The sequence below is a fragment of the Rathayibacter sp. PhB186 genome (assembly GCF_003751825.1).
Classification (GTDB): Bacteria; Actinomycetota; Actinomycetes; order Actinomycetales; family Microbacteriaceae; genus Rathayibacter; species Rathayibacter festucae.
Map to the genome: position 1 here is coordinate 893,134 of NZ_RJKO01000001.1, position 12,961 is coordinate 906,094.

The following is a 12,961-nucleotide window of genomic DNA, read 5'->3' on the forward strand; positions in this document are numbered from 1 at the left end:
CTCCAGAAGTTGCGGTAGCGGGGCGCGACTACCGCAACTTCTGCGGAGTCGGCGGCCTCCGGGCCTGGACCGAGGTGTCTGCTCTCCAGGAGTTGTCGTGGTGGGGCGTCGAGTACGACAACTTCTGCGTCCTCGGGGGAGCGGACCCGGTGCGCGCCGCCACTGTCCAGAAGTTGCGGTAGCGGGGCGCGACTACCGCAACTTCTGCGGAGTCGGCGGCTGCCGAGCGTGGAGGAGCCGCGCCGCTCTCCAGGAGTTGTCGTGGTGGGGCGTCGAGTACGACAACTTCTGCGTCCTCGGGGGAGCGGACCCGGTGCGCGCCGCCACTCTTCAAAAGTTGCGGTAGTGGGGCACGACTACCGCAACTTCTGCGGAGTCGGCGGCTTCCGAGCCGCGGAGGGCCCGCTCTGCTCTCCAGGAGTTGTCGTACTGGGGCGTCGGGTACGACGACTTCTGAGGAGTGGCGGGGGAGCCGGGCGGGCGCGGCCCGGCCCGCGGCTCTCAGACGGCTGCAAGGGTCTGGGCAGGGGGCGCAGGGGTGCGGGCGCGTAGGGTCTCCGGGTGCCCTCCGACTCGACGCTGAACGCGCCCACCGCCCCGACCGCCGCCACCGCTCCGACCGTGAGGCGGCGCCTGCTGACGGCGCTCGCCGCCGCGGCGGCCACGGCGGTCGCGGCCCACCTCGCCAACCTGCTCGCCTTCTTCATCGGCAACCAGCTGGCGCCGACGTCGATCCCGCAGGTCAACGCCTACTTCCTGCTCTCGAGCGTGCTCGCCTTCGTGGTGGTGCTCGTCCTCGCCGCGGCCGGGCTGCTCGCCCGCGCCTGGACGGCCGCGATCGCCGGACTCGTCGCAGGGCTCGTCGGCGCTGTCTTCGGCACCCTCGTGCAGGCCAGCGCGACGGGCGACCCGATCACCGGCGCGGTCTGGTTCTCCATCGTGCAGACCTTCGGCGGGCTCAACCTCGTCTTCCTGCTCGCCTTCGTGATCGCCGCCGCGACCCTCGGCCACCGCATCGCCGTCGCCTCGGCACCTGCCCGCGCCGGGAGGTCCTCGGCCACCGCCGCCCGCCCGGAGCGCCGCATCGCGCTCATCCGGCAGCCCGCGGACGACCTCGACGCCGGCGAGCTCACCCACCTCGAGCGCGTCCCCGTCGACCGGGTGAAGGCGCTGCAGCAGTGGGAGGAGTACGTCGACGCACTCGAGGATGCCGGCTGGGAGACCGTCCAGGTCACGACGGCGCCCGAGCTGCCCGACTCGGTCTTCCTCGAGGACGCGCTGCTCGTCGTCGACGGGCACGCGGTCCTCACCCGCCCGGGCGCCGAGTCGCGCCGCGGCGAGGTGGACGGCGCGGAGGAGGCGGCCCGCGCCCTCGACCTGATCGTGCACCGGGTCGAGGCGCCCGGCACCCTGGAGGGCGGCGACGTCCTCCGAGTCGGCTCCACCGTCTACGTCGGCCGCGGCGGCCGCACCAACGCCGAGGGAGTCGCGCAGCTCCGGGCCCTGCTCCGCCCGCTCGGCCTGAGCGTCGTCGCGGTCCCGCTCACCCGCGCCCTGCACCTCAAGAGCGCCGTCACCGCGCTGCCGGACGGCACCGTGATCGGCTGGGAGGCCGTCGTCGACGAGCCGCGGCTCTTCCCCTCCTTCCTGCCGATGCCGGAGGAGGGCGGCGCCCACGTGGTCGTGCTCGGCCCGGACACACTGCTGATGGCGGCGTCCGCGCCGCGGAGCGCGGAGCTGCTCCGCGAGCTCGGCTACCGCGTCGTGACGGTCGACATCTCGGAGTTCGAGAAGCTCGAGGGCTGCGTGACCTGCCTGTCGGTGCGGGTGCGCTGAGCCGCGCCGGAGCCGCTCGCCCGGGGCCCTGCACACAGATCCCCGCGGAGAACGGGCCGATCCCGACGATCCGCGACCGCGGGCTCCGAGCGGTGGACGACGTCGCCTGACCGGGTATAGCCTTCAAGGCTGCCCAGAAGCCCTCAACGGGCCGGTGGCATCCCCGCCCTCGCGACGCCACGGTGCCGCGGGGCTCCGTCCTCCGTCGCGAAAGCCCAGCACCGTGCTCGCACAGTCCTCCCCGCCCGCCGCTCCGAAGCGCCCGAACACCCTCCGCACTCTGCTGCGCCTGGTCCCGTTCGTCGGCGACGCGCTGCCCCGCCTGGTCGGCGGCATCGCGATCGCCCTCGTGGCCAGCCTCGTCTCGCTCGCGATCCCGATCGTCCTCCAGCAGCTGGTCGACGGACCGCTCGGCGACGGCGCGACCGCCGCCGGCTCCGGCGACCTCGGCCCGCTGATCGGCCCGGTCGTCGTCGTGCTCCTGCTCGGCGTGCTCGAGGCCGCCGCCATCGCGCTGCGCCGGCGGATGGTGCTCACCCCGAGCACGCGGGTCGAGGCGCGGATGCGCAGCGCGCTCTACCGCCAGCTCCAGGATCTGCCCGTCTCGTTCCACGACCGCTGGCAGAGCGGGCAGCTGCTCTCGCGCGCGATGAGCGACCTCAGCCTCATCCGCCGCTGGATCGCCTTCGGCTTCGTGCTGCTGGTGGTCAACGCGCTCACGATCGTCGTCGGCTTCGGCGTCCTGGTCTACTGGAACCCGATCCTCGGCGCGCTGTTCGTGGCCTGCTCGATCCCGGTCTGGATCTACGGCTTCGCCTTCGAGAAGCGCTACTCGAGCATCGCGCGCCGCAGCCAGGACCAGGCGGGCGACCTCGCCACCACGGTCGAGCAGTCGGTGCACGGCATCCGCGTCCTCAAGGCGTTCGGCCGCCACCAGCACGCGCTCGCCGGCTTCGCCGACCAGGCGGAGAAGCTGCGCGGCACCGAGGTGGAGAAGGCGAAGGCCATCGCGGGCATCTGGGTGGTCCTGCTGCTCATCCCCGACATCGCCTTCGCGCTCTGCCTCCTCGCCGGAGTCTGGCTGGCCGCGGACGGGCAGCTCAGCGTCGGCGAGCTCTTCGCCTTCTTCGCCACCGCGACGGTGCTGCGCTGGCCGGTGGAGTCGATCGGCTTCCTGCTCTCGATGACGTTCGACGCGCGCACCGCCGTCGACCGCTACTTCGAGGTGATGGACAGCCGGAACACGATCACCGATCCGGAGTCGCCCGCGACGATCGCCCGCCCGCTCGGCCGAGTGAGCTTCCGCGACGTGCACTTCCGCTACCAGGACGCGCCCGAGCGCTTCGCCGACCTCCTCGACGGCGTCGACCTCGAGGTCGAGCCCGGCGAGACGATGGCGCTCGTCGGCCTCACCGGCTCCGGCAAGACGACGCTCACCGCGCTGCTGCCGCGCCTCTACGACGTGACCGGCGGGGCGATCGAGATCGACGGCGTCGACGTGCGGCACCTCCGGCGCGACGAGTTGCGCTCCCACGTCGGCATGGCCTTCGAGGACGCGACGCTGTTCTCCACCTCGGTGCGCGAGAACGTGCTGCTCGGCCGCCCCGACGCCTCGGAGGCGGAGCTGCTCGAGGCGCTCGAGATCGCCCAGGCCGACTTCGTGCACTCCCTGCCGAACGGGCTCGACACCACCGTGGGCGAGGAGGGGATGAGCCTCTCCGGCGGCCAGCGCCAGCGGCTCGCCCTCGCGCGCGCCATCGCCGCGCGGCCCGCCGTCCTCGTCCTGGACGATCCGCTGTCGGCCCTCGACGTCGACACCGAGGCGCGGGTGGAGAAGGGCCTGCGCCGCGTGCTCGGCGACACCACCGCGCTGATCGTCGCGCACCGCCCCTCGACGGTCGCCCTCGCCGACCGCGTCGCCCTCCTCGAGGAGGGCCGCGTCACGGCGGTCGGCACCCACACCGAGCTGCTCGCGAGCAGCCCGCACTACCGCTTCGTCATCTCGAGCCTCGAGGAGGACGAGCTCGCCCGTCCCCGGGGCACCGAGCGCGTCGGGTCGCGCCCGCGCGCCGAGGCCGAGCTGACGGACCTGACCGACCTCACGGAGCTGGAGACCCGATCATGAGCACTCTCGGATCCACCGAGGAGCGCGACGACCTCACTCGCGCGGAGTCCGCGGCCCTGCGGCGGCGCTCGCTCGCGCTGCTCGGGTCGCTGCTGCGCCCGCTGCGGCTGCGGCTGGTGCTGACGGCCGTCGTCGTGGTGATCTCGACCGCCGCGCAGGTCGCCGGGCCGGCGCTGATCGCGCTGGGCATCGACAACGGGCTGCCGGCGATCCTCGACGGCGACGCGACCCCGCTGGTCCTCACCGTGATCGCCTACGTCCTGACCGGCGTGGTCGGCGCCGTCCTCGTCGCCTGGTACACCGTGCTGTCGGCGCGGGTGAGCCAGGCGATCCTGATCGACCTGCGCAAGCGCGTCTTCCTGCACACCCAGAAGCTGAGCCTCGAGTTCCACGAGAACTACACCTCCGGCCGGATCATCTCCCGGCAGACCAGCGACCTCGACTCGATCCGCGAGCTGCTCGACTCCGGCATCAACCAGCTCGTCCAGGGCGCCCTCTACATGGGCTTCGTCGCCATCGCGCTGGTCTCGCTCGACGGCGTCAGCGGCCTCGTGCTCGCCTGCGCTCTCGTGCCGCTGGCGATCCTGACCCGCTGGTTCCAGAAGCGCTCGCAGTCGCTCTTCCGCGGCACCCGCGTCGCGTCGTCCCGCCTGATCGTCCAGTTCGTCGAGACGATGACCGGCATCCGCGCGGTGCAGACCTTCCGCACCCAGGAGCGCAACGAGTCGGCCTTCGGCGTCGTCGTCGAGCGCTACCGGGTCGCCTACAAGAAGGTCTTCGGCGTCTTCGGCACCTTCGACCCCGGTCTCGTGCTGATCGGCAACGTCACGATGGCGGCCGTGCTCTTCTTCGGCGGGATGCGGGTGCTCGACGGCGGTCTCGAGATCGGCGCTCTGCTCGGCGTGCTGCTCTACACCCGGCGCTTCTTCGCGCCGGTGCAGGAGATGGCGATGTTCTACAACTCCTACCAGTCCGCGGCGGCCGCACTCGAGAAGATCTCGGGCGTCCTCGCGGAGGAGCAGAGCGTCCCGGATCCGGCGCACCCCGTCGACCTCCGCGAGGCGCGGGGGGCGCTCGGCTTCGAGGGCGTCCGCTTCGCCTACACGACCGACCGGGAGATCCTGCCGCGCTTCGACCTGCGGATCCCCGCCGGCCAGACGATCGCGCTGGTCGGCTCGACCGGCGCCGGCAAGTCGACGCTCGCGAAGCTCATCTCGCGGTTCTACGACCCGACCGACGGAGTGGTGACCCTCGATGGCGTCGACCTCCGGCAGCTGCACCCGAAGGACCTTCGGCGCGCGATCGTGATGGTGACCCAGGAGTCGTACCTCTTCTCCGGCTCCGTCGCGGACAACATCGCGATCGGCCGGCCCTCGGCCTCCTACGACGAGATCGTCGACGCGGCGAAGGCGGTCGGCGCGCACGCGTTCATCCAGGCGCTGCCGGACGGCTACGACACCGACGTGAACAAGCGCGGCGGACGGGTCTCGGCCGGCCAGCGCCAGCTGATCTCGTTCGCGCGGGCGTTCCTGGCGGACCCGGCGGTGCTGATCCTGGACGAGGCGACCTCCTCGCTCGACATCCCGAGCGAGCGGCTGGTGCAGCTCGGCCTGCAGACGCTGCTCGCGGACCGGACCGCGGTGATCATCGCGCACCGGCTGTCGACGGTCGCGATCGCCGACCGGGTGCTGGTGATGGAGCACGGCCGCATCGTCGAGGACGGGACGCCGGAGGCGCTGATCGCGGGCGACGGCCGCTTCGCCACGCTGCACGCGGCCTGGCGGGACTCCCTGGTCTGACCCGGAGCGGCTGCCGCGTCAGGGCGTCCAGCGCGCGGCGCGGACGTCCACCCGGTAGCCGCCCGGCGTCGTGACGAGCGGCGTGCCCTCGCGCTCGTAGTGCTCGCGAGCGCGCTCCTCGTGCCCGATCGCGGGCGCGCCGCCGGAGCGGACGACCCGCCACCAGGCCACGTCGGAGCCGTAGCGGGCGAGCACCGTGCCGACGGCGCGGGCGGCGCGGGTGCCGAGCAACGCGGCGATCTCGCCGTAGGCCATCACGCGGCCGGGCGGGATCGCGTCGACGACGGCGAGGACCGCCGAGACGAAGTCGGCGGGGTCCGCCGCGTCGTCGGGACGCTCGGTCAGAGCTTCAGCGCCCCGATGTTCTCGCCGTACGGGGTCTCGCCGATGACCTCGAAGCCGATCCAGCGGAAGAACTGCTCGGGGCCGTCGGCGCCGGACTCCCAGATCACGGTGAGGGTGTCGAAGCCGCGGGCCCGCGCCTCGTCGGCGGCGGCACGGACGGCGAAGGTCCCGACACCGCGGCCCTGCTTGGCCGCGTCGATGTTGATCCGCCAGATGCAGCTGCGGAACTCCTCCGGCGCCTGCGGGTCGAAGTGCGCGTGGATGAAGCCGACGAGCTCGTCGCCGTCGAGGATCGCCCGCTGCCAGGCGGCGCCCGGGTCGATCACGGCGGCGGCCGCGGAGTACGACTCCGGTGCGACGAACTGCTCCTGACCCGGTTTGAGGCTCAGTCCGTTCACGGCGGAGATGTTCGCGGCCGACAGCTCTTCCAGGCGGAGGTCACTCATGCCGCCCAATCTAGCGGCCCGGCTCGGCGGCGGTCATCCTCCTCGCGGACGAGCGTCGCGGCGCGCAGGGTGCGGGGCTCCTCCTCGCGGAGAACTGTCTCGACGTCGAGACAGTTCCGGCCTCGGGTAGGCTGGTCGAGGCCGTCTGGAGCGGCCGCGGAGCCACCCGTCCCTCGCAGCAGCGGGGCGGTGCAACGAGACCCTGGGAGTGCAATGTCGAAGATCAAGGTTGAAGGAACCGTCGTCGAGCTCGACGGCGACGAGATGACGCGGATCATCTGGCAGAAGATCAAGGACACCCTGATCCACCCGTACCTCGACGTGAACCTCGAGTACTACGACCTCGGCATGGAGTACCGCGACCAGACCGACGACCAGGTCACGATCGACGCGGCCCACGCCATCCAGAAGCACGGTGTCGGCGTCAAGTGCGCGACCATCACGCCCGACGAGGCGCGCGTCGAGGAGTTCGGCCTGAAGAAGATGTGGAAGTCGCCGAACGGCACGATCCGCAACATCCTCGGCGGCGTCATCTTCCGCGAGCCGATCATCATCTCGAACATCCCGCGCCTGGTGCCCGGCTGGAACAAGCCGATCATCATCGGCCGCCACGCCTTCGGCGACCAGTACCGCGCCACCGACTTCGTCTTCAAGGGCAAGGGCACGCTCACCGTCGAGTTCACCCCCGAGGACGGCTCCGAGCCGATGAGGTTCGAGGTCTACAAGGCCCCCGACGACGGCATCGCGCAGGTCCAGTACAACCAGGACTCGTCGATCCGCGACTTCGCGCGCTCCTCCCTCAACTACGGTCTGACCCGCAACTACCCGGTCTACCTCTCCACGAAGAACACGATCCTCAAGGCCTACGACGGCCGGTTCAAGGACATCTTCGAGGAGATCTTCGAGACCGAGTTCAAGGAGCGCTTCGAGGCCGCCGGCCTCACCTACGAGCACCGCCTCATCGACGACATGGTCGCCTCGGCCATGAAGTGGGAGGGCGGCTACGTCTGGGCCTGCAAGAACTACGACGGCGACGTCCAGTCGGACACCGTCGCGCAGGGCTTCGGCTCGCTCGGCCTGATGACCTCGGTGCTCTCCACCCCCGACGGCAGCGTCGTCGAGGCGGAGGCGGCGCACGGCACCGTCACGCGCCACTACCGCCAGCACCAGGCGGGCAAGCCCACCTCGACGAACCCGATCGCCTCGATCTACGCCTGGACGCGCGGCCTCGCGCACCGCGGCAAGCTCGACGGCAACCAGGAGCTCATCGACTTCTCGCTGACCCTCGAGGACGTCGTCATCAAGACGGTCGAGTCCGGCAGCATGACGAAGGACCTCGCGCTCCTCGTCGGCCCGGATCAGGCCTGGCAGACGACCGAGGAGTTCCTCGCCACGCTCGACGAGAACCTCAAGGCGCGCATGGCGAGCTGAGCTCCGCCCCTCGGCTCGACCTCGGGCTCGCACGAACGGCTCCGGCTCGCGGGAATCCTCGGATTCCGTGAGCCGGAGCTGTTTCCGCGTGCCGGAGGTGCGGTGGCGGTCGGTACCGCCGTCAGAGCACGCGCGCCAGCTGCTCCATCGCCGCCCGGGGGTCGTCGCCGGCCGGCATGAGCACGGTGCTGGCCGCTCCGGCCGCGTGCAGCTCGTCGATCCGCGCGCGGGCCGTCTCCGGAGTCCCGACGACGGCGAGCCGGTCGACCCACTCGTCCGGCAGATCTCGGACGAAGGCGGCGCGGTCGGCGCTCCGGGCGCGCAGCTGCGAGAACTCCGCGGCGAAGGGCAGCGGCTCGATGTGCGGTGCCCAGTCCGGCTCACCGACCCACTCCAGTCCGGGGCGCACGGCGGCGCGGGCCTCTCCGGCGTCGTCCGAGACGGCGGCCACGTTGTACGCCACGACGCGGCCCGGCGTGCCCATCTGCTCCCGGGCGCGGGCGAGGTACTCCGGAGCGACCGGCTCGGCGAGGATCGCCCCGTCGGCGATGCGCCCGGCCAGCTCGAGCGAGCGCGGTCCGCGCACCCCGGCCAGCAGCGGCGGCACGACCCGCGGCGGCGACTCGAGCCGCAGCCCGTCGACATGGACGTAGCGGCCGTCACGGGTCACCTGCTCGCCGGCGAGCAGTGCGCGGATCGCGTCGAACTGCTCCGAGAGCAGCGTCAGCGGGCTCTTCGGCCAGACGCCGAGTCCGCGCATCCAGCCCGGCATGCCGTGGCCGATGCCCGCGTGGACGCGGCCGGGGAAGAGCTCGGCGAGCGTGCCGAGCTCCATCGCGGTGAAGGCGGCGGTGCGGACGGCGGCGGGCAGGATGCCGATCCCGACGACGATCCGCTCGGTCGCGGCGAGCACGGCCGCGGCCTGGGCGACGCCGCCGCGGAAGCCGAGGTCCTCGACGACCCAGAGCTCGTCGAAGCCGAGCTCCTCGGCGCGGCGGGCGTACGGCAGGACCTCGGCGGCGGGGAGATCGCGGGGGAGCAGGACGCCGACAGCGGCGTCGGGATTCGGAGTGCGCATCTCGCCAGCGTAGGACCGGCGGGGTGGAGTCCCCGAAATGGGGGCATCCGGATCCCCGGAGATCGGACGCCGCTGTCCCCCGAACAAGGACTTCGTTACCTGTTCGTAACAGAGCCGGGCGATCCAGTTCGTAGGGTCGACTCTGTGCGAGAACCGATCCGGTTCTCAGCAACTGTGAGTTAAGGACATCGATTGCCGCTTCACTTGTCCCACCGTCCACCCGTCCGCCGCGCCGAGAAGCGCATCCTCGCCGGCCTCGCCGCCCTCGGCATCGCCGCCTCGGGCGCCTTCGCCGTCTCGGCCGCCTCGGCCGCCCCGCTCGTCGGCGGGGCCGCTCTCGTCGGCGGACTCTCCACCCTCCAGACCTTCGACGACGGCGACTACGTCGTCACGCTCGTCGAGCCGTCCGCGGCGACCTACGAGGGCACCGACGCCCGCTTCGCCCGCACCGCTCCGGACGCCGGCGCGCAGCTGCAGGCCCGCTCGGCTCCGGTCGAGGACTACTCCGCTCACCTCGAGCAGCGGCAGGACGACGTCGCCGACGCCGTCGACGCCGCGATCGGATACCACTACACGGTCGCCCTCAACGGCTTCTCCGCCTCGCTCACCGCCGCGCAGGCGAGCGAGCTCGCCGGCCGCAAGGACGTCGCGCAGGTGCGGGAGCTCGAGGATCTGAAGCTCGACCGCGCCCCCGCCGCGACCGCGCCGGCCCCCGGCGCCACCGCCGAGGCCGGCATCCCCGTCCCCGACACCGGTCAGGAGTCCTCCACGAGCTTCCTCGGCCTCGAGGGCGACGGCGGAGTCTGGGACACCGTCGGCGGTGCCGAGAAGGCCGGCGAGGGCATCGTCGTCGGTGTCATCGACTCCGGCATCGCACCCGAGAACCCGTCCTTCGCGGGCGCTCCGCTCGCGACCTCCCCGGGCGCCGCTCCCTACACGGACGGCACGACCGTCAGCTACCGCAAGTCGGACGGCACCACCTTCGCCGGCTCCTGCTCGCCCGGCCTCGCCGGCTCCGAGCAGTGGGACGGCGGCGAGTGCAACCAGAAGCTGATCGGCGCGCGCTGGTTCCTCGGCCCGAACGAGGAGGCCGGCTCCGCCGACAACCCCGAGTACCGCTCCCCGCGCGACGCGGACGGCCACGGCTCGCACACCGCGAGCACGGCGGCCGGCAACGCCGACGTCGAGGCCTCGGTCGACGGCTACGACTACGGCACCATCTCCGGTGTCGCACCCGCCGCGAAGGTCGCCGCCTACAAGGTCTGCTGGAACGGCGACGTGGACGGCACTGACGACGACGACTACTGCTCCGGCGAGGGCATCCTGGCCGCGATCAACGCGGCCGTCGCGGACGGCGTCGACGTCATCAACTTCTCGATCGGCGGCGGTTCCGCCGTGTCGACGCTGACCCCCTACGACGAGGCGTTCCTGAACGCCGCGGCCGCGGGTGTCTTCGTGGCCGCCTCGGCCGGCAACTCCGGCCCGGGCGTCTCGACCCTCGACCACGCCTCGCCCTGGTACACCACGGTGGCCGCGTCCTCGATCCCGACCTACACGGCCACCGCCACCCTCGGTGACGGCCAGGCCTTCGTCGGCGGATCGATCAGCGTGCACGACGACGTCACCGGCCCCCTCGTGAACAGCGCCGACGTCGTCGTCGCCGGGACCGAGAACGCCGACATCTGCGCGCCGGGCTCGCTCGACGCCGCGAAGGTCGCCGGGAAGATCGTCGCCTGCACCGCCGGCGTCACCGCGCGCGTCTCCAAGTCGGCCGAGGTCGATCGGGCCGGGGGCATCGGCATGCTGCTGCTGAACCCGTTCCCGAACGCCCTGCACGTGGACGACCACTCGGTCCCGAGCATCCAGATCGACTCGCAGGCCTACGACGCGATCACCGCGTACGCCGGCACCGCGGGCGCGACGGCGACGCTGACCGAGGGCAACGCGACCGGCACCGAGATCCCGGTGCCGCAGGTCGCAGGATTCTCCTCGCGCGGCCCGGCCGAGGCGGACGGCACCGACGTGCTCAAGCCCGACCTCACGGCGCCCGGCGTCGCGATCCTCGCCGACAGCTTCAACGCCGAGGGCGACGACCCCGCCTTCGCGTTCGAGTCCGGCACCTCGATGTCCTCCCCGCACATCGCGGGCCTCGCCGCCCTCATCCTCGGCGTGACCCCGAACGCGTCGCCGTCTTCGGTCAAGTCGGCCATGATGACGACCTCCTACGACAGCGTCGACCAGTCGGGCGCCGCGTCCGACGACGTCTTCGCGCAGGGCGCCGGACACGTCGACCCGACCGCGTTCCTCGACCCCGGACTGCTCTACGAGAGCGGCACGAGCGACTGGATCGCCTTCCTCAAGGGCGCCGGCTACGTCTTCGCCGACCCCGAGCTCGACGCGGTCGAGGCGATCGACCCGTCCGACCTCAACCAGGCCTCGATCGCGATCGGCGCCCTGGCCGGGACCCAGACGGTCACCCGCACGGTGACCTCGACCGAGGCCGGCAGCTACACCGCCGCCCTCGACATCCCGGGAGTCGACGCCGTCGTCTCGCCGTCGACCCTCTCCTTCACCGGGGCGGGCCAGACCGCCGAGTACACGGTGACCTTCACCCGGACCGACGCCGAGCTCGCCGAGTTCGCGACCGGCTACCTCACCTGGTCGAGCGCCGAGCACGAGGTGCGCAGCCCCGTGGCCGTGCGTCCCGTGCTGCTCGACGCGCCGTACGAGGTGTCGGGCTCCGGCTCGACCGGCTCGACGAGCGTCGAGATCATCCCCGGCATCGACGGCCCCCTGCCGCTGGTCCCGAGCGGCCTCGCGGTGGGAGTCCTCGCCGAGGACGCGACCGCGGCGGACGGCCACACCGGCACCCTGCCGCAGGGCGAGACCTTCGAGACGACCGTCGAGGTGCCCGAGGGCACCGAGTTCGCCCGCTTCGACCTCGACTCGCTCGACGACACGGCCGACCTCGACCTGACGATCGCGCAGATCGTCGACGGGAAGCCGGTGACCACGGCGACCAGCGCGACCGGCTCGGCCGACGAGCGGGTGGACCTCTACGCCCCCGAGGCCGGCAGCTACCTGGTCTCCGCGGACATCTACGCGGTGGGCGCGGAGCCGGAGGCGACCTTCGACCTCCGGAGCTTCCTCATCGCGGCGGACGGCGGCGAGGGCTCGCTGACCACCGCGCCCGAGACCGTCGACGCGGTCCTGGGTGAGCCGACGAGCTACTCCGTGTCCTGGACCGGCCTCGCCGGCCCGGCGCAGTACCTCGGCAACATCGACTACGCGGACTCGGGTCTCCGGACCCTCGTCAGCGTGGACGTGACGGAGGCGGCGACGCCGGCTCCGACCGCGACGCCGACGGCCGGACCCACGGCCGAGCCGACCGCGACGCCGACCGCCGGACCGACGGCGACGCCGGCTCCGACCGGGACGCCGACCGCCGGACCGACCGCGCCTCCCGCGCCGACCTCCACGCCCACCGCCGGACCGGGCGCGCCCGGCCACGGAGCGGGCGGGCTGCCCTCCACCGGCTTCGGCGGCGGACTGCTCGGAGCGGGTGCCCTGGCGCTGATCGGCGCCGGAGCCGTGCTGACGGGACTGCGTCGCCGCGCGCTCGCGCAGCGTGAGGCGGGCGCCGCGGAGTAGCCTCCGCAGCCCGTCGACGGCCGCTCCGCACGCCCCTCCGGGGTCGGCGGGGCGGCCGTCGCTCGTTGCGCGCGGGATCTCGATACGCCCGCTGCGCGAGCTACTCGATCAGCATGAAGCGACGCCCTCGTCTGCTGAGCCGCGGCCCCCGTGCATGCTGGTCGAGTAGCCCCGGAGGGGCGTATCGAGACCCGCCGTCGTCAGCAGGGTGGTCTGCAGGCTCCGGTTCAGGCGGTGGTGGATCTCGATA

Annotated in this window: 8 protein-coding genes; 5 read left to right on the forward strand and 3 right to left on the reverse strand. The window is 72.4% G+C overall.

Annotated features, from left to right (window positions below; genetic code table 11):
- Positions 1-561 precede the first annotated feature (561 nt).
- The 3 genes from ddaH (at position 562) to EDF45_RS04240 (ending at position 5,760) form a co-directional block, all read left to right on the forward strand.
- Entirely contained in the window at positions 562-1,836 is a 1,275-nt protein-coding gene (gene ddaH / locus EDF45_RS21895) for a dimethylargininase (protein ID WP_311316331.1), read from the forward strand.
- 223 nt (positions 1,837-2,059) lie between these two features.
- A complete protein-coding gene (locus EDF45_RS04235; RefSeq protein ID WP_123735071.1) occupies positions 2,060-3,961 on the forward strand; it encodes an ABC transporter ATP-binding protein in 1,902 nt (633 codons plus the stop codon).
- Positions 3,958-5,760: an ABC transporter ATP-binding protein gene (locus EDF45_RS04240; protein WP_123735072.1), complete on the forward strand. Its 1,803-nt coding sequence runs from the start codon at positions 3,958-3,960 to the stop codon at positions 5,758-5,760. The genes EDF45_RS04235 and EDF45_RS04240 overlap by 4 nt, the downstream gene beginning before the upstream one ends.
- Before the next feature lie 18 nt (positions 5,761-5,778).
- Here the strand turns inward: EDF45_RS04240 and EDF45_RS04245 are convergent, their stop codons facing one another.
- Both EDF45_RS04245 and EDF45_RS04250 read right to left on the reverse strand, forming a co-directional pair.
- Positions 5,779-6,207, reverse strand: a complete 429-nt coding sequence (locus EDF45_RS04245; protein ID WP_311316335.1) for an MGMT family protein — start codon at positions 6,205-6,207, stop codon at positions 5,779-5,781.
- Positions 6,102-6,551 (reverse strand): GNAT family N-acetyltransferase, encoded by a 450-nt coding sequence (locus EDF45_RS04250; RefSeq protein WP_123445122.1) that lies wholly within the window; start codon positions 6,549-6,551, stop codon positions 6,102-6,104. The genes EDF45_RS04245 and EDF45_RS04250 overlap by 106 nt, the downstream gene beginning before the upstream one ends.
- A 213-nt stretch (positions 6,552-6,764) precedes the next feature.
- Here EDF45_RS04250 and EDF45_RS04255 point away from each other — a divergent pair, with 213 nt between their 5' ends.
- Positions 6,765-7,982 carry an NADP-dependent isocitrate dehydrogenase gene (locus tag EDF45_RS04255; RefSeq protein WP_123735074.1) on the forward strand — a complete coding sequence of 406 codons (1,218 nt, stop codon included), beginning with the start codon at positions 6,765-6,767 and terminating at the stop codon, positions 7,980-7,982.
- A 121-nt stretch (positions 7,983-8,103) separates the two neighbouring features.
- Here EDF45_RS04255 and EDF45_RS04260 read toward each other — a convergent pair whose 3' ends face one another.
- The gene (locus EDF45_RS04260; protein ID WP_123735075.1) at positions 8,104-9,060 is read right to left on the reverse strand and encodes an LLM class flavin-dependent oxidoreductase; all 957 of its coding nucleotides are present in this window, start codon (positions 9,058-9,060) and stop codon (positions 8,104-8,106) included.
- A 204-nt stretch (positions 9,061-9,264) separates the two neighbouring features.
- On the opposite strand from EDF45_RS04260, the gene EDF45_RS04265 reads away from it, so the two are divergent.
- Entirely contained in the window at positions 9,265-12,711 is a 3,447-nt protein-coding gene (locus tag EDF45_RS04265) for a S8 family serine peptidase (protein ID WP_185020081.1), read from the forward strand.
- Positions 12,712-12,961: the final 250 nt, after the last annotated feature.

Coding starts and splice junctions, on each gene's coding strand:
- EDF45_RS04250 (WP_123445122.1), bottom strand. CDS start 6,551: ATGAGTGACCTCCGCCTGGAAGAGCTGTCGGCCGCGAACATCTCCGCC.
- EDF45_RS04240 (WP_123735072.1), top strand. CDS start 3,958: ATGAGCACTCTCGGATCCACCGAGGAGCGCGACGACCTCACTCGCGCG.
- EDF45_RS04255 (WP_123735074.1), top strand. CDS start 6,765: ATGTCGAAGATCAAGGTTGAAGGAACCGTCGTCGAGCTCGACGGCGAC.
- EDF45_RS04260 (WP_123735075.1), bottom strand. CDS start 9,060: ATGCGCACTCCGAATCCCGACGCCGCTGTCGGCGTCCTGCTCCCCCGC.